We start from the raw sequence: 20,516 nt of genomic DNA, 5'->3' as shown, positions 1-20,516 counted from the left end.
AACAGACGCTCCGCTGGTCGCCGGATCACATTGGTCATTTATGCAACTGCAAAGTTCACGAAAGCGCTTCATTATTTTTGGTTGTGGTTTGTAAGAGCTTTGATTTGACCAATGACCTTATTCACGTCCATCGCAATCTTTGCCTCCTCCTTCAAAGCGGCTTCATAGTGAGCGATGGCAGTAATCAAGTCTTTGACTTCGGAATATCCGTTGCTCGTGAGATACCTCGACGGCGAAAGATTGTAATCATTCTTCGCTGCCTCTTCATTTGTGATCGTGCTGACGAACCCGTCCTGCAACTCGCCTCCCTTGAACGCATCGGCTATTTTCTTAATCGCTTCATCGGGCAAATAGTTTTTCGGAGTCCCTTTTAGAAATTGTTGGCTCGCATTGACCAAACCAATTTTACCTTTGCGGTTTTTAGGCTTGTTCTTTCTTAAAACGATAATGATGCCGGCAGCGGTTGTGTTGTAGAAAAGGTTATCAGGCAAAAGAATCACACCATCAACAAAGTCATGCTCTACGAACCATTTTCTAATATTGCGTTCTTTGTCCTCGTTCTTACTCCCACTTCCTCTTGTCACTGCGCCCGTGTCGAGCACTACTGCCGCGCGGCCACTGTCTTTTAACGATGCCATGGTATGCTGTAGCCACGCCCAATCACCTTTGCTGGTCGTGATACCACCTTGCTCCTCAAAACGCTCAAATGGATCGTTCTCATAAACATCCGGATCGAACCCTTGATTCCACATTGGATTGGCGACCACGATGTCAAACTTTTTCAGCCGAGTATCGCTGTCTCTAAACTTCGGATTACGCATCGAGTCTCCGCGAAGTATCTCTGCATCCATGTCATGGATAATACGGTTCATGCAGCCGATGGCATAGTTATCTGCTTGGAGTTCTTGACCGTAAAGTTTTAGCGGTACTTTGGAAAGTCGATCAAGTTCGCGGCAAACGAGTTGAAGTTTGATGAGCAAGCCGCACGAGCCGCAGGCATAGTCGTAACATTCTTCGCCAGGCCGCGGACGCATGATCTCTGCAATCAAGAAACCAACTTCTGTCGGAGTGAAGAACTCGCCAGCACTTTGTCCCTGTCCTTCTGCGAATTTCCGCAAGAGATATTCGTAGCAGCGCCCGAGAAAATCCGGTTCAACATCATGTAAGCCAAGTCTGTATCGTGGATCGGAAAAAGTTTCGATAACGCCTCGCAGTGCCCCGTCGCTGATTTCGCGTTCGCCATTCCGCGTCTCGTTGTAATCAACAATATCAATCACGCCGGCAAGCGAGGGATTGTACTTTACGATGGCGCGGATGGTCGTGGTCAGTTGTTCACCGAGGGATTTTGGCTCTTTTCCTTTTGCCCATTTGAACGGCTCGCGATTGCTGACAACGAGCCATCGTGCTTCAGGTGGGATATAGAAACGAACTAGTGAATGATCGTGTTCAAGAATGTCGAGCGCAGTTTTCTGTTCCCCGAAGCGTTCTGTGAGTCGCTGCACTTCATCATCAAAGACATCGGAAAGACGCTTGATGAAAAGGAGAGGGATAATGTAGTCCTTGAACTTCGGCGCGTCCTTTTCTCCTCGGATGGAGCACGCCGCATCCCAGAGCATTTGTTCCATACTCCTATTTGAGAGTACGGCACTTCTTGAAATACCTCGCCGCCTCCTTCCTTGAATGGCTCCGGTATCTTCTTCTGAGTTGCTTTCTGCGCTAATCTGGCCGGTTCCGGCTTCCTCAAAGAGCTTTTGAATGGCTTCCATCTGCGCCTTTTGCGGCTTGGACTTACCAGTCTCCCAACGATTTACGGTGGCGAATGAGACATTCAGACGCGAGGCAAGCTGTTCTTGGCTCAGATTTAGTTTTTCACGTAATTTGTGTAGTTGTTTGCTGAAAGGATTGGATTTTGTCATAACAATTATTAAGTTATGCTATAACAAATAGGAAGTCAAGTTATGAAGAGTCAATTTCTAATTCTTGGAGCGCTATGGTCATGATTTGGTGGCAGGTGATAATCGCCGTTCTGCAACTATTGCTGATTCTCTTGATGATAAGGTACAAAGTACTTACGGAGAAAAGCATCGGCAATCAGTTCGACACTAAGCTTCAAGAATTTAGACAAAAGTTTGAAGCGGAACTATTTCGCAGAGAACGTGAGGATAAATTTAAGCTGGCTTGCCTTGATGAAAGACTAAAAGCGCACCAAGAAGCTTATGCGATAAGCCTTGATATGATTCGTTCGGTTGGGTCTGACAACCAAGAAGAAATTAAGAAAGTAAAGGACTCGTACTGGGACCTATTCAGAACAAGAGCCTTATATCTGAGTGCTGATGCCAGGAGCGCATTGAACGCAGGATTCAAATCGTTCGACGCTTACAATCATCTTAACTCTAGTCACAACCTCGGCCCGAACTTGCAGGACAAAATACAAGAACACTACGAAGAAATTGCAGGCACACCAGGCAAAATTATGCAAGCCGTGGATTCTGAAACGAAACCCGACCAGAATGTTGTCCTTCCTCAAGTAATTCAGGATAAATCTGATAACGGAGAGAAATGAATATTGCCGGTCTAAGACGACTCAGAGCGGATGACATAGAAGAAAAATCTCAGAGTTTCATAAAACTTTTTGACGAAAACGTGTTGCTTACACAACAGCCAACGCCAGTTATATCCATAGTGGAACGGCTCAAAGCAATTTCTCCGGCTCATCCAATCACTTTTGACTTTAATCGCGATCTCGGGTGTACCACTTTGGGCGGCAAGATTCTTGGACAATTTCTTCCAAAGTCATTTGCAATTTACATTGACAAATCGCTTGTGGGTACTGATAGATTGAATTTCGCATTAGCTCATGAGATCGGCCATTTGGTTCTTCATCGAAAATGCGCATTTGAAAATACACAGGACAGGTGGGAAGATACCGACGAGGTTTTCGATGTGATAACAGGTAAAAAGATATTGCAAACCGATGAGGATTGGGCTGAATGGCAGGCAAATAGATTCGCATCCTCATTCCTTATGCCTTCGACGACATTCCGCAACGAACTTGTGAAAATACAAGAGGAGATGGGCATTACTCGGAAAGGTTATATTTATTTGGATGAGCAACAAGGGAACCGTAGAGACTTCAAAAGAATCGTGAAGGATCTTGCTTACAGATACCAAGTCAATAAAACGAACGTCATCTATAGGTTGAAAGATTTGGGTTATCTGGATGATATGCGGTTGGCGAACGTCGTTCACATCTCAAAAATTTTCGCTGATATTCTTTAAATAAAGAAAATGTATCTTTCAGAGGAACACCGTTACCATTATCTCCGCACCGACATAAGTTTGATCAACGATAATTCTATTCTGACCCTCTTAAGTGAAATCAGTGACCTTCGAGGCGAGATATTGAGGGGAATGGTTCAGCAATTTCTGACCCAGTCACTTCATCCCTTTGACAACAATCAAAAGCGACAACCTATTAAGAAATCTGAATTCTCAATTGAACAGCTTCTAAGAGCAAAAGTCAAAGACTTGAAAGATACTGAGATTTACAAGTTATGTTTTGACCTCGTTTACTTCTCAGGGAAAGGCCATATTGACGATTATGATGGGACACAAGTATATGTTTTGCTGAACAAAACGATCCCCAACATGAGTAAAGGGAAAAAGAGAAAAGGCCAAAGATAGAAAGAAGGAAACCATGGTCGCTATACAAATGGTGAATGCCGACTTTTTGCACAAATGTCCGCAATCTGTCCGTGACAAAGGTGTAAAGCTCGATTATCGGAATGCGCTTCAAACTCTGAAACCACTCGTTTGCTTGCTGACAAAAACGATTATGGAAATGGAATTATCTCTGCGAACTACGTATGCCGTCACGATCATGGCCCATCATCATTACTATCCATATTCGATAATCAGTTAGAATTACCATTGGCTAAGCAATTGATCCAGATATTTTGCCACCGGACCCCTTCGCAGGTGTTCGTGTGCAAATTGATTTCGATAATTTCGCAGGCAGGTATAGCAACTTTCATTTTCACCACAGGTACATTGGCTGACCCGTTCATATGCAGTCCTGAGTGCTTCTCCTAGCATCGTCTTATCTTCTATTCGAGCCACAAGACCAGCACCTCCCGGAACGTTGTCGTATAGAATGATCGGAGGAATAGCTCCAACATCGTCAACATGTCCTACAGTCGCGTTTAGGTCGGATGAGGGAACTTCTAAAATGTCAGCGATCCCTTCAACGAGAGCGTACGCCAGCGAATATCCAAACCAAATTAAATCGGTCTCCTCTGGCTGGAGCAAAAACTTGACTCGAACGACATCAGTTTCAAACTCGTGACCTAGCGAAACCTGTCCTGTCCATTGACCGGAACACTTCAAGCCGAGCGGCGATAAATGTTCTTTTATCAACTTTTTGGTCAGATGTTTCTCTCCTTTACCGCATGCTGTACAGATATAGAATCCTTGGCCCCGTCGGCCCTCACACAAAACTACCATTTTTGCTGGAACAGCTTTCGATATTTCTATCCCATTGAATTTCGTTACAACCGGTTCGCCTGCATTGAATTCAACGAAGTATGGTCGCGTAGTGAAGCTTTTCTGTGGTCGCCCTTTCGGTTCATCAGGCGCTCCTTTACTTGTGACGAAACCGAACATCGGATCAATGTATTCACTCTGGATCATTTGGTTGCAACCGCAAAAGGGAATACTCGGCGGCGTCTCATTTATTTCCCATTGTTTATAAATATTATGAACCGCGCATCGCACATATTTCCGCCGCTCCCATTCTTTTCCTGCAACTCTTTTTAGTCCAGCCGATGTCCATTCTTTTTTGTTTGCAATCAATTTACTTGTGGGTGCAAACTCTGCGATTGCAATCGAGAGGTCTCGCTGCAGTGATGTTTCTGCTGATTTCTGGTTCTGGTTTCTGATTGACTGAGTTTCAAGTTCCACGACATCAACTGGAAAACCATATTTGGGTATGATAGTCTTGCGGGACAGAAAGGAAATGATGTCTTCCTCAGCGATGGTCTTGGCGCGGGCACCTGCCCATTTAACCGTTTCGTCATTCCCTGAGTCAAACGCTGATTGCCTTAATTTTCTCAGTTCGCAATAGTCGCTGCAAACTTCTGCCTCCGCAAGGAAGAGTCGAGATCTCTCTCCGGCAATTTTATCGACCCATGAGCCATCATCTAATCCGACTCCCGATTTCAATTCCTCTGGTACAATAGGCCACATAGATTTTTCTAATTCTTCTCTGTTGGCTTTAGAAAATTTTATGATGTCGGAAACTCCAGTCGGCGACTGAAAATCTCCAACAAATGTTTGCGCAGAGTCAAATCTGCTTTGATTCGCCCGGAAGTACTTGGAAAGTGCAATAGCCGTGATGTGTCGAAGGATAATCTTCTCGTTCCGCAAACTGAGAGAAGGGGCTTTTGTTATGCCTCTTATCATCTTCAGTGGTTCGTTGAAGTGATAGAGATCGTGCGGTGACCTCCGCGAGTATGTTATGGCTATTCCTGGATAACCTTGCCTCCTACCGGCTCTTCCAACGCGTTGTGCATAGTTGAACGCCTCAGGTGGAACATTCCGTAAGAAAATAACATCGAGGTCGCCCAAATCAACACCGACTTCAAAGGTCGTGGAGCAACTTAGAACATCTATTTTGTTTTTCTTGAAATCGTTTTGGAACTCGCGCGCTTTCTCTTTATCTATCTGTGCGGTGTGTTCTTCTACCACTAGTCTAGCGGGTAATTCTTCTTGGTATAGCACTCGATAATGATTTCTTAGTAAGTCTGTCTCTTCAATTCTTATTTCCTGAAGCGTACCAGGACATTTATGTCGAGGACAAACGCTCCGCACAGAGATAGTTGATATGCGTCCACAGGTATCGCATTGAAAAACAGATTCTGAATCTCTGAGCGGGGAAACTCGCCACCAGTCGGGGTTCAACCTTTCTGCATCACCAACACGAATCCAAAAGCGTTCGTTGGAAGAATGTTCATCGTTCCAGATTCTGACAGATTCCCAGATTTGTGTTAGTGTGTCATCTACATGGGACTCAATTTGTTCTTTTGAAACAGAAGTGTTGAGTATCCTTTTCAACAATCCAGCACGTGCGGTAGTTTTGCCTTTCCAGCTATTGATATACTTTGCACTGCGAGCTTTGACAAGCTGTGTTGATTTCTGAGGTACCTGCAACGATAGGTCGGGCCAAGAAATGGAAACCGAGTTGTCTGTTTGCACTTCAACGCAACGCTCTCGACGCATGTAACCGAAGAGCAAAGTGAGAAGGTTTATTGCTTTCTCTTGAGTTAATGACCAAGGTGGTTGAAAGAGAATTTTGGGAACTTCAAAATCTTTGGGCCATGCAATCATCCATCGGACTAATCCCACACCTTCCAGAGATATTCTCGGTTCATCTGTTAAGAATTCACGATAGAGTGCGATCCAAGATTCTCTTAGGAGGTCCCGCTCACTTCGGGATGCATCAAAAGCCTTTGATTCTTTAAAAACATCGCGCAGATCTTTGGCAACATCACGAAGTGATAACCCATCTCCATCATGTGGTGCTGCCTTCGTGACTGCTTTATAAATGAGGTTCCTGTTTCTTATGTCAAGATACGATTGTTCAAGATACCACGCGAAAAAAGCTGCCTCTTGCCTTCCGTCTGCAAAGGCGAGGACTTTCTTTCTATCACGAGGTAAGTTCTGATGTAGGGTCGTAGCTATGACTGCATGCGGTCCATCGGTTCCGTAAAGGACTTCCCTAACAGGATCAGCCCCGCTGTACCCGCAAACGATGCACTTCGGCGCTTTATCTTCATCCTTTGTCGCCGGAGGGGTTTCCACCTTGACTACTCGAATTGTTTCCGAATGTCCGCATTGGAGTTTCGGTGTGCCATTATTCACGGGCGAGATCGAAGAGCATCTTAAACAAAGGTCAAGGAGAAGAAAATTCGAGCCGTTGTCTTCCTCATCTGAATTTCCGATTTCGAAAGTGTCCCCTTCAATAGGAAGGTAATATTCTGCGCCAAAATCATCGCGCCCTGGATCTCTTACCGCTTCGACCAGTTTGCCTCCAATGTTTTTACCAACAAAATAATGTTGACCACATTCCCGACAAAGTGCGACTTCGAACAACTTAAATTCACCCGAGTCTGATTGCCGATTCAGCAAAACCATTTTCGATGGCTGATACGCTATCGTTGCCCCCTCCAAGGACCGAAGAAAAAGATGATATCGCGCTGACATCAATGGTGAATTCGTCTTTTCGTCTACACCGTTTAAGCACAGATCAACTAAATCGACAAGCGATGTTATTTGTCTGTCGAACGGTAACTCATCAAAGAGTTCACGTGATAAGTCGCTTACTGGTACAGGAGAAGCAGTTATTCTATTTCTCAAGTTCAGTGTACGCTTGTCTCTTTGCAATAGCTTTCCTATGACACTGTCGACACGTTCGTTGGATTGTGTCGGGATTCCGAATTGATTTACCAAATGTGCAAGACTTGGATTGGTCGAATTGGTTCCAGGGAGAGATTCTTTCAACACGGCGTAGGCATCTGTCGGTATGTCTATCGTACCTTCAACTGGCAATGGTTCGGTTTCCCCGAAGATCACATCGTCATCCTCAAAAGGCTCTCCGAACAGATCGGAGGCAAACTCAGCGACTTTTCCACGGTCCTTCTCGCCACCTGCAATTGTCGCACTCGTAGCAATGCATCTAAATTCGCCTGCCTTTCCGCCTTCTCTTAACCTTTGCTTAAGCCTCCGCACCAGCATGGCCATTTCGATCCCTTTGGAACCACGGTACTGATGCGCTTCGTCCAAGACTAAATATGTCCATTGCTCACCTCTGCCGTTATCGAAAAGCTCGCTGTCGTCAGGCCTGAGCAACAAATATTCAAGCATTGAATAATTTGTCAAGAGAATATGGGGCGGCGTTTGCCGCATTTCTTTTCTCAATAAGAGTTCTCCAGCATACCTGTTGACAATCTTATTTTTTGCGCCTCTAGAAGAGTCATTCTCATCTTCAGGCGTATCGCCTGTGTACTGCCCATAAGTGAACCTAAAGGGGGAATGGTGGTGTTCCATCAAGTTGCATATGCCACGCGCCTTATCATCTTTTGAACCAAGCCGGTCGCGTTGATCGTTTACAAGCGCGTTCATTGGATACAAAACCAAAGCGCGAACCCCGACTTTAGAATTGAGCGAACCTTCCTTAAACTGTCTGTAGAGGTGAAGCAAAATCGGATATAGGAACGCCTCCGTTTTTCCGCTTCCGGTGCCGGTGGCAATGACAACGTTGCGACACTGCAAAACCCGGCGAATGGCTTCTTCTTGATGAGTGTACAGTTCCTTGTCTGTCGCCTTAAGAAATCCTTCATCGGGCAATGTTCCAAGTAGTTCTTTGAATAAATCTCGCGAACTTTTGCCTTTCTTGAATATAGGTGTTGCTTCGAGGTAAGGCCCCTTGCTCAGGCTTCCTTCGTTTTTGAGCGCATCTTCAAATGATTTCCTAAAAATCGGATCGCGGAAATAGAATGTTGTCTTAAGGTATCGTCGGTACCGATCTTCAATGAGGGTAGCTAATTCGGCTGGATTCATTTTTCATCCATACGTTAATTTGATGAGGCAACTTTATCGTTGCCTGATAACATTTTGTATTTTTCCATGGTCGATGAAAACGAATAAGGTTCGGCGTCTGCGAGTTTGACCAAGTTCCTGATCCACCCTTTTCTTTTTCCAATTACTTTTAATTCCTTCGCTTTCAAAAGTTTCCATGACAGAGCTATCACGCACGCTGTCTCGCTCAAATATTCATCTCGCCGTTCCCGCACTTCTGGCGACGACCATTTCTGTTTGCATTCATTTATCAATGAGGATAGTTTGTCATCTTTAGTATACCGTCCAAGGCGATTCAAATATTTAAGTAACCGAGGTACATTCAGACGAATTTTCGTCTTTCTCTTTTGCTGATGCGTTTTCTTTTTTTCTCGTCTGCATGTTAAAAGCGCCATGACCTGTTCCGAAAAACCTTCTAATGATAGAAATAAGGGATGATCCTTTGAAGGATCCTCAAGCTGACTCACTCCTTCAAAATGATTTAGAGGAATATCGACTGTATTCTTAGTAACCTCAACAGGATATGTCCGTGCATGCCCTTTGTGGAAACCAACTTGGACTTGTCTTGCCCATTTCGGTTTAGGGAATCGAATGCGAAGAACCAAATCTGATGACGCCTTCAGGTGCTCAGATGTTAGTGACAAATATTTGTCTTTCCATTGTGATAGTTTTAATGAAGTACCTTTCTCGCAAATAGCCCACCATACCCTTTCAACAAGCAAAGAGACATTCACCCTCGATTTAGTCGATGACACAAGTGTCCATTCTGTCCGGTCGTATTCTGGCTGGGATGGAATTTCTATCTCAATTTTTGTCTCATCACTTCTTCCCGACTTCAAGTTATGTGCAAACGGAACAACTTTGAACGAAGATGTTTCTTCACATTCAAGTGTTATTTTTGTGGGCTGATGTCCTGTTTCAATTGGAAGGACACTATGCTCGTCAGTTTTTATGGAGCGCAAGTTTCTAATGAAACGGAAATCAAGACTATCTATCAACTCATCATTTGAATCATAAATTCTCACAAAAAACCAGCCACCATCTTTGACTTGCAAAGACGAACAAAGATCAACTCGTGCATCTTCAGCATTTAGCTTAAATGCCGTTCTCCATCCACTTGAGCTTTTTCCTTCTTCACCTATTACGATGGTCTCCACGTTTTTCCAAATCGATTTGTCGCTGGCTACTAAGAAAGGTGGGTTTTGTCCAAATAAAGGTCCCATTTCATCATTTGCATCATCTATTATTCTGCAACCTTCAAAATCAAAGTGAGAGTTGCTGCTAGGAATTTGGATTATCTCACCGTCTGACGCGATAAAAGCGATACGTCCATCGTTTTCAGAATCCAGATGGAAGTAATGTGCTTGAAACCCGCTAAGATGGCACGGATACGGTGGCACTCGCGGAAGGCCAGATTGTTTTTCATCGCGCGACCACTCCAATGGTGCCACCACGAGGTACATGCCTGATGTTGTATAACGAACGCGCCTTCCAACATTCAGAGTCTCGCCAGAAAGCTTGAACAAAAGATACGGCACTTGCTCTGTTCCTAAAGGGAGGTCAACAATATCAACTCCCCGCAATCCAGAAATTCTTATATTCCCTAACAAACATGGAACGGTCCAGTGTGAATCTGATACTTTTGTTAGCGGAGTACCACCCAACGTTGCTGTACCCTGAAATATCCCCCCGATATCGGTTGGCATCTCAATGCCCACAAACCATTTTCTTGACTGTAGCCAACAAACTATTTCCGGTCTTCTAACGCGTTGCTTCTTTCCTGAGTCTGATTCTTTTGCATCGTTTGTTCGTTTCCCGCGACGTGCACCACCACGATTTTCAGGTGAAATGTTTCTTACCTGTTTTGGTTGGTGATCGCTCTTAGATTCTGCTTCTCCACCTTCGAGCTGCGTCAAAGGTTCTGATGACCCTATTCCGTTTAAACCGTTTGCAGGTTCATCACTTTTGGGTTTATTCGAATCAGCGATCGTTGGGTCAGCGCTTTTCCTAAAATTGATTTCTGTTTCAATGGCTGCCTGCTTGGTTCCTTCCTCTTCTTCTGTGTTGATTAACGAACTTGGTGTCGGATTAGTTGATCGAAGCGGTTCTTGTTCTTTCTCATCGACTGTTTGTTGTGGCAAACGATCTGAATCCACCGGTTCTGTGATGTCTATGGGGTTTGTTGAGGCTGCGTGCTCGTTAGATGTGCCAGCTTGTGTATCGGTTCCAAGCTTTCTAACGTGGATTACTACAGCTATCGAGATAATGACAACAACAACAACAACGAAAGTGACCGTCAAGATGGTAAAGAGTTCAGGCATCTAACCTCTTGCCAGTAAATACCCATTATGGCTCATTAATGACCACGCAATATCGCCATCAGAACGATTTATTCTCACGCCGTTCAACCTTTTATTGTCCGCAGCATTCTAATTTACAATTTTACATACTCTGATTCACAGCATCGGCCTACGCGCTTCGGTCGCCAATTTAAATTAGCCGTTCCATCAAGTAGCCGTACTACGACCATAACGACACGCAGCCCGAAATTCTTTGTCGAGGATGTGATATTAAAGTCAATCAATGTTTACAATAGCAATGTCAACGTTTTGGTCGCTTTCGTTGACATTCCCGGAAAGATGCCACTAAATGGCTTTTTCAATTTCATAGTGGTCAAAATAAGCCTTTTCTGACCACTATACTTAGTTTATTGGGCACAATAGATAAAACACTGCCAACAAGGTATATCAGATTATGTCAGCAAATATCAGATTTCAATCTGATTGACTACATGTAGTCTATTCTCTATCCTTACCGCAACGAATCACCCCTTAGGCAGATCGAGAAGTGCAACTTTGTTTTCATAGTCAGCTATCAATTGCTCGGGTATTTGTTTTCTGTGTTGCTCAAGGATTGTCGAGATATTTTTAACCGTCCTCGGAGAATTACTGATTTGATCGTTCTTACAAGCTCCGACAATAATTTTCTTAAATTCTTCATTGGAGAAATTCTTAATCTCAGAGAGTAGATTTGAAAACATAATTGATTGATCAAAAGATTTGGTTTCGATTAGGCTTTCGATAAACGCGCGCCTTGTTTTCTGATCGTCTGGAGATTTTTTGAGTACCGCTTCTATTATGGATTCTGCTATATCTCGTGGGCTAACATTTCGGCAGTTGATACACTGGTACTGCTCAAGGAACCCATATGGCTTTTTGCTAAATTGGAGCCCTATGATTGCTGCCTTATTTTCACCTATTGCAATGCCTGCTTCTTGATCTGTCCAGTCCGACTTATGAAAATTAGTCGTTAAGAATGAGACGAAAACATCACAAGCTTTCAGATGCTTTAGTATCTCACCGCGCCACAAAGAGGATACGGATATATCTCTATGTGCCACGAAAACTTCAAACCAAGTATCATCAAAGAAGTCGGCTACCGCCTGCACTCTCTTCTTGTCCTTTGTCGAATGGCTGAAGAAAACTTGCACTTTCTCGTGGTTAGATTGAGCGACCATCGAACTTGCAAGCGTCACCTTTCCATGAGCTTTTGCCAAATTTGATTGCTTGACCTCCGATACAATATGGTCGCCAAATCTCGAGGCTGCGGACCGATACATATTTTCCAATGGCGCGTTGAACGATCCAAGATTTTTGGTTAATCCGATGCTCGCAGCAAACTGAGCAGTTCCTCTTTTCGCATTTTCCATCATTGTTTCAATTATCTTTGTTAGTTCCTTGACCAACATCGAGGTCTGCACTTCAGTTACGAGGTCGCAATTGGGAAACAAAATGTTTCTCAGGGCATTGATATAATCATTTCCAACGTTCGCTAATGTTTCCTCGTAGATCTTATTTCTGCCTACATACGGTGTCGCCGACTTCTGAAATTGGGAACTACGGGCAAGCGCGACCATCTCTTTCGCCTGTTGATTTACTCGTTCACGGATTAATCGATTGAACTCCGTCATTAAAGCATCATGGGCACGGTTGAACATTTCTTCTTGTTCATCCATGATCGTACCACTATCGAAAAATTGTCTTGTTAAACACTTTCACATTGATTACTCCTATACAAGATAGATTATGAGAAGAGGCGGAATCATTATTATCACGCAAGAAAATTCATGACAAAAAGCTAATTCATTTCAACCTCTCGCAATTTACTTTACGAGTTATCCCCTTTCAAACCCTCTGCGCCAAGGATGAATGGTGATTTTGCTGCAAGTATCAAAAATGCCCTCCTTATGAGTAAGAGCATGTTCCACTATCGTGGATACATAGGAACATGAAACCATCACCTGAGGCATTGGACAGGTTCAAGAAAATATACAAGGAAGAATTCGGTGAAGAACTTACTGATGAAGCTGCCTTTGAAAGGTTCTCAAGGCTTATCAACGTGGTTAGAATTGTAGTATATGGACGACTTGACACGGCACAAAAAGGTGATAATCTAGGGCCATAAAGCCAAAACTTTGTCAATATTATGGCACAGAAATACATCATTTATTGCAGAAAATCAACTGAGTCGGAAGAGAAGCAGGTACTCTCCATCGAAGCACAGATTAAAGAACTTAAGGAGCTTTCCGAAAGACTTAAGATTTCGGCATCGGATGTTCTTACCGAATCTCGATCAGCTAAGTACCCCGGTCGTCCTGTTTTCGGTCGTGTCATGGAACAAATCTCTCACGGTGATGTCAAAGGTATTATCTGCTGGAAGTTGGATCGCTTAGCACGTAATCCGCTTGATGGAGCGGCGGTCGTATGGGCACTCGATCAGGGAAAGATCGAAGAAATTATAACCCCCTATAACCAACTTCATAATAACAGTAATGATAAATTTATCATGCAGCTTGAGTTCGGAATGGCAAAAAAATATGTTGACGATCTTTCAGACAATGTGAAGCGAGGCAATAGAATGAAACTTGAGAAGGGATGGAAGCCGGGCCTCGCTCCAATCGGTTACTTGAATGAATTGAGAGATCACACAATTATCCCCGATCCAGATCGATTTTCTACAGTCCGCAAAATGTGGGATATGCTGCTCGAAGGATACAACCCAAAACGCATCCACTATATCGCATCCAACGAACTAGGATTAAGGCGGAGAACGCACAGCGAGCGTATAAGCAAGATGCTAAGCGTAAGCTCGATCTACAGGATTTTCACCAATCCGTTTTATTACGGCGTAATTCAATACAATGGAAGTCTGCATCAAGGGAAACACCGTCCGATGATCACAGAGGAAGAGTTCTGGAAGGCGCAAGAACTTTTGGGCAGCAAAGGGAAACCGCGTCCCCAATACCACAAGTTTGCCTTCACAGGGCTGATGAAATGCGGCGAGTGTGGATGTGGCATCACAGCCGAAGAACGGGTGAACTATTATGGTTCTCATTACATTTATTACCATTGCACAAAAAAGAAACTTGATGTGAAGTGCTCGCAAGAGTATATCCAAGCGCAGGAACTGGAACGCCAGATGCTGGATTATCTTGATAGGATACAAGTCTCCAAAGAGTTTCTTGATTTCGCTTTGGACCAGTTAGAAAACGAACAAGTAGAGAATCGCGAGCAAGAATTGATAACCCAAAAATCACTTGAGAAGGCCTTGCATGACTGTGAACGAAAGCTGGAAAACCTTAATGAGATGAGGCTCCGAGAACTGCTGGATGACGAAGAATACTTGAAAGGAAAAAGAAAACTTACCGATGAAAAGACGCGTTTGGAAAAGAGCCTAGAAGGGGTAAGAAATGGTACTGAGGGCGCAATCGCTTCAGCTGCACGAGTCTTCACTTTCGCTCACGAGGCGAAGGAACGCTTCTTGAAAAGTCCACTTGAATTGAAGAAAGCGGTCATCAGAGAACTCGGCTCGAACTTTTTCTTGAGGGATAAAAAACTCAGTATTGATGTGGGAAAACCGTTCAAAATCATTCAGGAAATGTATCATGGCCCTAAAGAAGAAAATAGAAGCCTCGAACCTCAAAATAATCCCGTCATTACAACGTTCTTAAACCCTCCACAACCTCAATTTTTCATCTGGGGTGCCTTAGTGAATGATGTTCGAACTTTTTTCTTGGATAAGATGCGAGAAGAAAAATCCTCTAGTCTCAATATGTGATCATGGTACAAGAATTCTATCTACAATTAAAGGCGGACAAAATTGACGAATTGTCCTTTTTTGCCCAGGTGTTTTGTGAGGTAGCAGTGGTACGCGATGTTATTGTTCATTACATGAAGAAGAATTAATTTATTTTGAAAATTACTTTCACTAATCGTCCGCTTATCGAGTTTCGTCCATGCAATCGAATGCATCGTTCCTAACTTTCTTAACGTTGTCAGAGAAATCACACGAACAAATCATATTTGGCTTACTTCGCGAAGTGGATGATTCTGTAGCTGACGATATTTATTGGCACGATGGTTTAGGAAGAGATGGCATAGCAAAGAAGATATGGCCCAAGCATCCGCGGGTTTCTAATCTCTGCCAATGGCTAGTGACTGGGGAAGATGGTTTAATTCGGGACATGTGGCAAATTCTTGTTCAAGAAAACAAGTTGGAAATTAGCTTCAAAGGAAAGACAGATGTTATTCGGAAAGAATTTCGTCTGCCGATAGGCAAGCCACTCAAGCAAGTTGAGGATTCCAAATCCGAGAAGTCTAACGGGCCCAAGCCGTGCACGTCAGATAAATCAAAGGCTTTTTTCACCATTGAAGATTGGGATACCGAAATCGGGAGGCGCATAGACCCTTTAATGGATGAAGATAATTGCCTGCTATTGCAAGGGCATGAAGTCCCACATCAGCTATCGCCGGAAGATAAGCCATCTATCATATATCCACCCGGCTTATTAGATAAGGGTGAATTATATGAAATGTTCAAGCAGAAAATTGTCCTGATTCATGAAGGACGTGTTCGCTTTTCAACCCTTAGGGGTCGAAGAGAAGGTCTGAAAGAAGATGAAGACCCATCAGAATTTGTTGGTTTTGTTCAAGACAATGACAATTTCAGATCTTCAGTTAAGGTTCGCTTGACAGATTTGGAAGATAGACCAATGGGTGAAGCTAAGGTGGATTCGAAGAGCGGAGTCTGGAAATTGAGAACTGCATTCTCCGCGAGCGAAGGTAAAATCAACTTGGAGAACGAAACGACTAGGGAACTCATGTGCTCAAGCGAGTTTCATCTGATCAAAAGAATCAATGTGCAGACGCATATGATCTCTGGAAGAATCAAAGACATGTATGGTCGCGAACACAACCTACCGCCATCTCAGGCTGGAGAGGAAGCACCTCATCAACATCCTAAGACTATCATTTGGCACTCAGATGTTTTTTCCAGTTCTGATGTGGCTGAGCTTTCTTTGTCTGACGACATGTTAGACCTCTTCAAGTATATGGGACCCATGATCGTGGTCTCAGATCCGTATGCGCTTGGGGGTATCCGCGTGGAGAATGATCTTGTAAGAACCACATCAGTAAACCAGCGCCCTTTCCTTAACGCCATGTTGCTCGCGACAAAATTCGGGTGGTTGAAAGAAATTACAATTATCGGCACGAAGAGCCTCATGAAAAGAGATGTTGGATCGGATGAGATCAAGATCGTTCAAGTGTATAGAATGCTCTCCAAGGAAGTGGAGCGAATGGGCATTGAAAAAGTGACTCTTTGCTTTTCAGAAAAGCCGTTCCATGATCGTCACTGGTTGGCTTTGAGGAAGTCGGGGACGGAAGAACTCTGGAGAGTCTCAACTAGTATCAGCGGCCTACTAAGCAGTGGAGAGGTGTCAATAATTCCCGATCAATCCCCTGAAGCTCAACGGACAATAACTCGGTTAATCGAACGATTGGAACATTCTAAAAAGTACAAGTTGTATGAGCGGGAAGCTTGATATTGATTTGGAGTACACGCTGGCGGAAGATCGAAATTTGGATGTCGTTTACCATTTATTGACCTGTCTTTCTGTAAATGTTGGCGATAGCTTAATGCTTGTAGATCCTTTTTTCTCAGCCGTCGAACAATTGACTGCACCTATGAGTGACAAAGAGAAATCTAGCGAGAAATTTATTTGGAAACTATTCATCGTGTCCCTTTGTGAATCAACTCAGAACCTTAAGATTAGAATTTTGACAAAGGAACCTTTGAACTATCAGGCCGGAGATGCTTATCCGGTGATTTTCCACATTCCTGAGTTCCCTAGTTGCAGTATTGAGATCGCAAGATATGCTCAAAGCGTAAACAACTACCCGAGAAGTTTGCACGACAGGTGGATTCTCAAAGAAAACGGCGAGGAAAGGAAAGGGGTGCACATGGGGCCATCATTGGCTGATATTTACGATAAGGATGTAACCATGACGGAATTTGATGATTGTATGCTGGATGAGGTGATATCTAGATTTGAAACGGTCTGGCATTTAGCATGCGTTCGGAGGTGCCGGTGAGGTTTAGTTCGCTACCGGGCCAGTTTGTCGATTGGTTCGAAAATATAATTAGTGATCGGTTGTGCCATGTTGACATAATGCAAGATTTACGGAAAAGCGGAATCAATATTGGTGAATGGCGGTTGCAATTTTTTGACAACAGACATTTGGATCCGCTTGGCAGGAGTCTAGGTTGGTTAAACCTCCCAGAGGCAGCCCAAAATGAAATAGTAGCTGATTTGGAATTCCTCTTATCGGAACTGTTTTATGTGGGACATGCCAACCATGGTGGGCTTGTAACTGCCTTCTGTTTTCTTAAACGGCTCACAATTGGAGATAACATCAAATCGCGGCCATTAGATATTCTGAGAAGATCGACAGGCAATGTCACCCCGGTCGATTCGCTTAACTGTTTTCTCGAATGGTTGAACAAGCAAGATTGGTTCCCGAACTCGCAAATAGACATTCCGACATCTCTGGAAACTTGGGAAAGTCTATTCAGAGCAGTGGAATACGCCGACAGCTTTTCAAATCCAGTGGAATTATTTGAGGATTTTATCGAAGAGTTCAATCCTGATATTGACTATGTTGAAACTCTATCGAGTCTTCAAGCTGTGCCCAGAACTCTGCTTGCCAGCTTACCGACTTTATTCGCGAAGTTGAAGGAGCAAAGGTTAATAAATTTTCTTGAAGACGGAAGAGAGAAGCCGGATTTTTGGATTGCATACTTCTATCATATGGAAGCACGAAACGCTACAGAAGCGGGATGGTTTCTCAATGAAGTATTGGAATGGATATTGAAGAAATCGTGGATCGATGCTGGAAGACTAATCTTCAGAAGAACCTTCGGATCGTATTACAGAAGAATAAATGCAGAGGTGAAATCGAAGCTGGAGATCGGTTGTGACAAAGAGATAAGACGAATTGTAGAAACGGTGGACGATTATGCAGACAGGCTGAAAGGTTATGTCCAATGCTTCGAATGGCCCGAAGATTTTGAGGCTTTCGCGGGATGGATCAGCTGGTTTCAAGACCGAAAAATGCAAGTGACCATTGAAGACTGGGTAATCGAATCTATTTGCGACATTCACAAGAATTACATTGCAAAATTGATGAGAATTATTCCGGAATCTGTGTCAAGGCTGAGTTACCCCAAAGAGGCTGGACCATCCAACATATTTGAATCGAAGGCTCAGCTGACACTGACAATCATGTTGCATATGCTGTTGCATTCCACGGAGTCCACTTGGTCTAAGTGGAAAAATGCATGTAATGATTTGCTCCACGTGATTGAAGATCTGTTCTATGGCTCCAATGCCGCTCAACTCACTGCACGCAAGATATCTGATATGCTCATCCTTTTAAGTTTGTCGTTCTGTAACTTGACAAACAAAGAGGAGATTCTGAAAGGGAAGGATAGAATTCAACAACTTTTGGAAATGATCCATAAGACAATTTTATTTCCCTACACTCGCATTTCAGAAAGAGACTCAATGGTCTGGGACTCGGAAGACTTCAAACCAAATCCGTACATAAACCAGGCACTTTATTTGTTGAATACGTACTTGCACAGAATTTTGAAGGATCACGATTTGCGTTCCATTACACAAGAATTTGAACAATCGTGGAGAGATTGCTCAACTACAGAATGGCCATGGATGCGAGATAATATTTAAATCTCCAGAAAAATGAGACAGTACAGCAGAGTAATGGTCATCGCTGTCATGTTTTTTTTAAAATACGATCTAATGACAACAGTCGACAAGCGAAACTGTCCGTAGTACAATTAAAGTAGAAGGAATATGATACATCCTTTCTGGAAGGCCCTCCCTACTTCTTAAAAAGTGTAGGACTTGGAAACCCAAGACATGGACTTTCAAATGCTCTTTCACATAGAAAGGTAAAGGTTGCGGCAGTACTAGCTCACAAATTCGAGAATTATCATTACATTATTTTTTTATTTATTCAAATAATTCTCGAACCTTTCCGTATTTTCAGTCTTTGCTGGGATCCTATATATATCCCAGGAATTGGACCAACTGAAAATCGGAAAGGGCACCTGCCCTCCCATTTAAATTAAGAGACCCACCCGTGGTCTCTTATTTCTTTTTGCAATTTTAAAAGGGAGTAAAATTACTCCCTTTATGTCTTTGTGCCATCACCGATAAGTTCCGGTCGGCACCACGCGTTCCCGTTCCAGTATGTTGACGGCGGATCGAAAGGCATTCTTTTTGATCCTCTCACCGGAGCCGAACCACATCGACTTCAACCGCTGTGTTTCATCTCCATTCGGATTCCGATAGTGATCAACATACTCGGTAACGGCGTTGTACGCTCCCCAAAGACTGCCTTTTGCCATTTCCGAACCTTGTCCGGATTCGGTAAGCTCCACGATCTTGTGGCGAACCTTCGCGACCCAAAAGTTATCCTGGGATTCGGGCTTGTTTGGGAAAACAGCTTCTATATAGTCCGTTAGAGTCTTTCCATGTATCATGGTCTCGCCCATGCGATTGAATATCGCATCAAGCTGTGCATAAAGCTTGTTCGTGAGGCCGAGTATTTCATGGGCTTCCTTCAGTTTCTCCTTTGCATTCAAAGTATGCCGGACATGGACTTCTTGTTCCGATCCACTCAAAGCCAACCATAGAGTATTTTCACACACGACTCTGATCGGCGTGAGCTTTACTCTCACCGTGCTGCTTCCATCATGTGAGTTCACGAGAAGCAGGTACTTCTCCACGATGTCATTACCGTTGACCCTTATGTAATCCGGGAGCTTCGCAAGAATCCAGATGCGCTCACCTTTGCCGAGCGCTCCAGCGGTGTGGTAAATCGCTTCACCTTCTCCGACCAGCGCATCGAATGTCGTAAATGCATCCTTGTTTTGTATAGGTTCATAACGTGAACCGACAACTCCCAAGACCTCCTTTGTGTCCGTTCTCACGATAGCAAAGTGACTATCGACAGGAAGGAAGTGACTCTCAGGTGAAAGACCATTCGTTGACGCTAAGAGAGGGAACTTACTAACTGTGAAATCGAGACCTGCTGCTTGGATTGCTTCCTCAGCGGTTGCAGGCTTGTCAAGCTTGGTACCTAAGCTGTGCCACGGTGGTTCTCCGACATACATCATTGAAGGGTCACCGTTTGTAATGTTTAGATTATGTGGCATAATTAATTCTCCTTTGTATTTAGTCGTTAAAGAAATGTCCGTCCATGAAAATATGGGCGGACATGCTGGTTATTGCTGCTCAGGAATAGTGGCAGATGCTTCCGCTACTGCATCCCTGAACTTGCCGATTGCCTCTCCGAAGATCCTTATGGTCTTCCTCTGAGGGTCACCGGCCTGGCTCTCGGTAATCGCGAGGTACTTGTTCCCGTTCTTCGCTTCCTTCACGTCCACGAAGTACGTGTTCTTTCCCGACTTGATCACAGAGGAATAGAGGCCATTCTCGTTTGCCATGGCTTTTCTCC

15 protein-coding genes are annotated in these 20,516 nt (G+C 43.8%); 9 read left to right on the top strand and 6 right to left on the bottom strand.

Annotated features, from left to right (window positions below):
* Positions 1 to 71: 71 nt before the first annotated feature.
* Entirely contained in the window at positions 72 to 1,916 is a 1,845-nt protein-coding gene (locus tag VLX91_05825; GenBank protein HUI29715.1) for an N-6 DNA methylase, read from the bottom strand.
* An 80-nt stretch (positions 1,917 to 1,996) separates the two neighbouring features.
* On the opposite strand from VLX91_05825, the gene VLX91_05820 reads away from it, so the two are divergent.
* Genes VLX91_05820 through VLX91_05805 form a run of 4 tightly spaced genes read left to right on the top strand, consistent with a single transcriptional unit; the run spans position 1,997 to position 3,922 of the window.
* Positions 1,997 to 2,563, top strand: coding sequence for a hypothetical protein (locus VLX91_05820; protein ID HUI29714.1), 567 nt, complete (start codon positions 1,997 to 1,999; stop codon positions 2,561 to 2,563).
* Positions 2,560 to 3,279 carry an ImmA/IrrE family metallo-endopeptidase gene (locus VLX91_05815; protein ID HUI29713.1) on the top strand — a complete coding sequence of 240 codons (720 nt, stop codon included), beginning with the start codon at positions 2,560 to 2,562 and terminating at the stop codon, positions 3,277 to 3,279. Before VLX91_05820 ends, VLX91_05815 begins: the two co-directional genes overlap by 4 nt.
* A 9-nt stretch (positions 3,280 to 3,288) precedes the next feature.
* Positions 3,289 to 3,684: a hypothetical protein gene (locus VLX91_05810; protein HUI29712.1), complete on the top strand. Its 396-nt coding sequence runs from the start codon at positions 3,289 to 3,291 to the stop codon at positions 3,682 to 3,684.
* Between the two features lie 13 nt (positions 3,685 to 3,697).
* The gene (locus tag VLX91_05805) at positions 3,698 to 3,922 is read left to right on the top strand and encodes a hypothetical protein (protein HUI29711.1); all 225 of its coding nucleotides are present in this window, start codon (positions 3,698 to 3,700) and stop codon (positions 3,920 to 3,922) included.
* Between the two features lie 2 nt (positions 3,923 to 3,924).
* On the opposite strand, the gene VLX91_05800 is transcribed toward VLX91_05805, so the two are convergent.
* The 3 genes from VLX91_05800 to VLX91_05790 form a co-directional block, all read right to left on the bottom strand.
* Complete coding sequence (locus VLX91_05800) at positions 3,925 to 8,616, bottom strand: DEAD/DEAH box helicase (GenBank protein ID HUI29710.1); 4,692 nt, start codon at positions 8,614 to 8,616, stop codon at positions 3,925 to 3,927.
* 14 nt (positions 8,617 to 8,630) lie between these two features.
* Positions 8,631 to 10,955 (bottom strand): hypothetical protein, encoded by a 2,325-nt coding sequence (locus VLX91_05795; protein HUI29709.1) that lies wholly within the window; start codon positions 10,953 to 10,955, stop codon positions 8,631 to 8,633.
* Between the two features lie 503 nt (positions 10,956 to 11,458).
* On the bottom strand, positions 11,459 to 12,649 hold the full coding sequence (locus tag VLX91_05790; protein HUI29708.1) for a toll/interleukin-1 receptor domain-containing protein: 1,191 nt from the start codon (positions 12,647 to 12,649) through the stop codon (positions 11,459 to 11,461).
* A 272-nt stretch (positions 12,650 to 12,921) separates the two neighbouring features.
* Between VLX91_05790 and VLX91_05785 the strand changes: the two genes are divergently transcribed.
* The 5 genes from VLX91_05785 (at position 12,922) to VLX91_05765 (ending at position 18,721) form a co-directional block, all read left to right on the top strand.
* The gene (locus VLX91_05785) at positions 12,922 to 13,098 is read left to right on the top strand and encodes a hypothetical protein (GenBank protein HUI29707.1); all 177 of its coding nucleotides are present in this window, start codon (positions 12,922 to 12,924) and stop codon (positions 13,096 to 13,098) included.
* A gap of 21 nt (positions 13,099 to 13,119) precedes the next feature.
* Positions 13,120 to 14,751: a recombinase family protein gene (locus VLX91_05780; protein HUI29706.1), complete on the top strand. Its 1,632-nt coding sequence runs from the start codon at positions 13,120 to 13,122 to the stop codon at positions 14,749 to 14,751.
* A 214-nt stretch (positions 14,752 to 14,965) separates the two neighbouring features.
* A complete protein-coding gene (locus VLX91_05775; protein ID HUI29705.1) occupies positions 14,966 to 16,516 on the top strand; it encodes a hypothetical protein in 1,551 nt (516 codons plus the stop codon).
* A complete protein-coding gene (locus VLX91_05770) occupies positions 16,500 to 17,066 on the top strand; it encodes a hypothetical protein (GenBank protein HUI29704.1) in 567 nt (188 codons plus the stop codon). The genes VLX91_05775 and VLX91_05770 overlap by 17 nt, the downstream gene beginning before the upstream one ends.
* Positions 17,063 to 18,721: a hypothetical protein gene (locus VLX91_05765; protein HUI29703.1), complete on the top strand. Its 1,659-nt coding sequence runs from the start codon at positions 17,063 to 17,065 to the stop codon at positions 18,719 to 18,721. Before VLX91_05770 ends, VLX91_05765 begins: the two co-directional genes overlap by 4 nt.
* Before the next feature lie 482 nt (positions 18,722 to 19,203).
* On the opposite strand, the gene VLX91_05760 is transcribed toward VLX91_05765, so the two are convergent.
* Entirely contained in the window at positions 19,204 to 20,214 is a 1,011-nt protein-coding gene (locus VLX91_05760; protein HUI29702.1) for a DUF932 domain-containing protein, read from the bottom strand.
* 69 nt (positions 20,215 to 20,283) lie between these two features.
* Positions 20,284 to 20,505 (bottom strand): DUF3276 family protein, encoded by a 222-nt coding sequence (locus VLX91_05755; protein ID HUI29701.1) that lies wholly within the window; start codon positions 20,503 to 20,505, stop codon positions 20,284 to 20,286.
* Between the last annotated feature and the right edge of the window lie 11 nt (positions 20,506 to 20,516).

It is taken from the genome of Candidatus Acidiferrales bacterium (genome assembly GCA_035515795.1).
Classification (GTDB): domain Bacteria; phylum Bacteroidota; class Ignavibacteria; order Kryptoniales; family JAKASW01; genus JAKASW01.
Note: the sequence above shows the minus strand (reverse complement) of the source record. Positions and strands in the feature narration are given on the sequence as shown.

Coding starts and splice junctions, on each gene's coding strand:
- VLX91_05825 (HUI29715.1), bottom strand. CDS start 1,916: ATGACAAAATCCAATCCTTTCAGCAAACAACTACACAAATTACGTGAA.
- VLX91_05820 (HUI29714.1), top strand. CDS start 1,997: ATGATTTGGTGGCAGGTGATAATCGCCGTTCTGCAACTATTGCTGATT.
- VLX91_05815 (HUI29713.1), top strand. CDS start 2,560: ATGAATATTGCCGGTCTAAGACGACTCAGAGCGGATGACATAGAAGAA.
- VLX91_05810 (HUI29712.1), top strand. CDS start 3,289: ATGTATCTTTCAGAGGAACACCGTTACCATTATCTCCGCACCGACATA.
- VLX91_05805 (HUI29711.1), top strand. CDS start 3,698: ATGGTCGCTATACAAATGGTGAATGCCGACTTTTTGCACAAATGTCCG.
- VLX91_05800 (HUI29710.1), bottom strand. CDS start 8,616: ATGAATCCAGCCGAATTAGCTACCCTCATTGAAGATCGGTACCGACGA.
- VLX91_05795 (HUI29709.1), bottom strand. CDS start 10,955: ATGCCTGAACTCTTTACCATCTTGACGGTCACTTTCGTTGTTGTTGTT.
- VLX91_05790 (HUI29708.1), bottom strand. CDS start 12,649: ATGGATGAACAAGAAGAAATGTTCAACCGTGCCCATGATGCTTTAATG.
- VLX91_05785 (HUI29707.1), top strand. CDS start 12,922: ATGAAACCATCACCTGAGGCATTGGACAGGTTCAAGAAAATATACAAG.
- VLX91_05780 (HUI29706.1), top strand. CDS start 13,120: ATGGCACAGAAATACATCATTTATTGCAGAAAATCAACTGAGTCGGAA.
- VLX91_05770 (HUI29704.1), top strand. CDS start 16,500: ATGAGCGGGAAGCTTGATATTGATTTGGAGTACACGCTGGCGGAAGAT.
- VLX91_05760 (HUI29702.1), bottom strand. CDS start 20,214: ATGCCACATAATCTAAACATTACAAACGGTGACCCTTCAATGATGTAT.
- VLX91_05755 (HUI29701.1), bottom strand. CDS start 20,505: ATGGCAAACGAGAATGGCCTCTATTCCTCTGTGATCAAGTCGGGAAAG.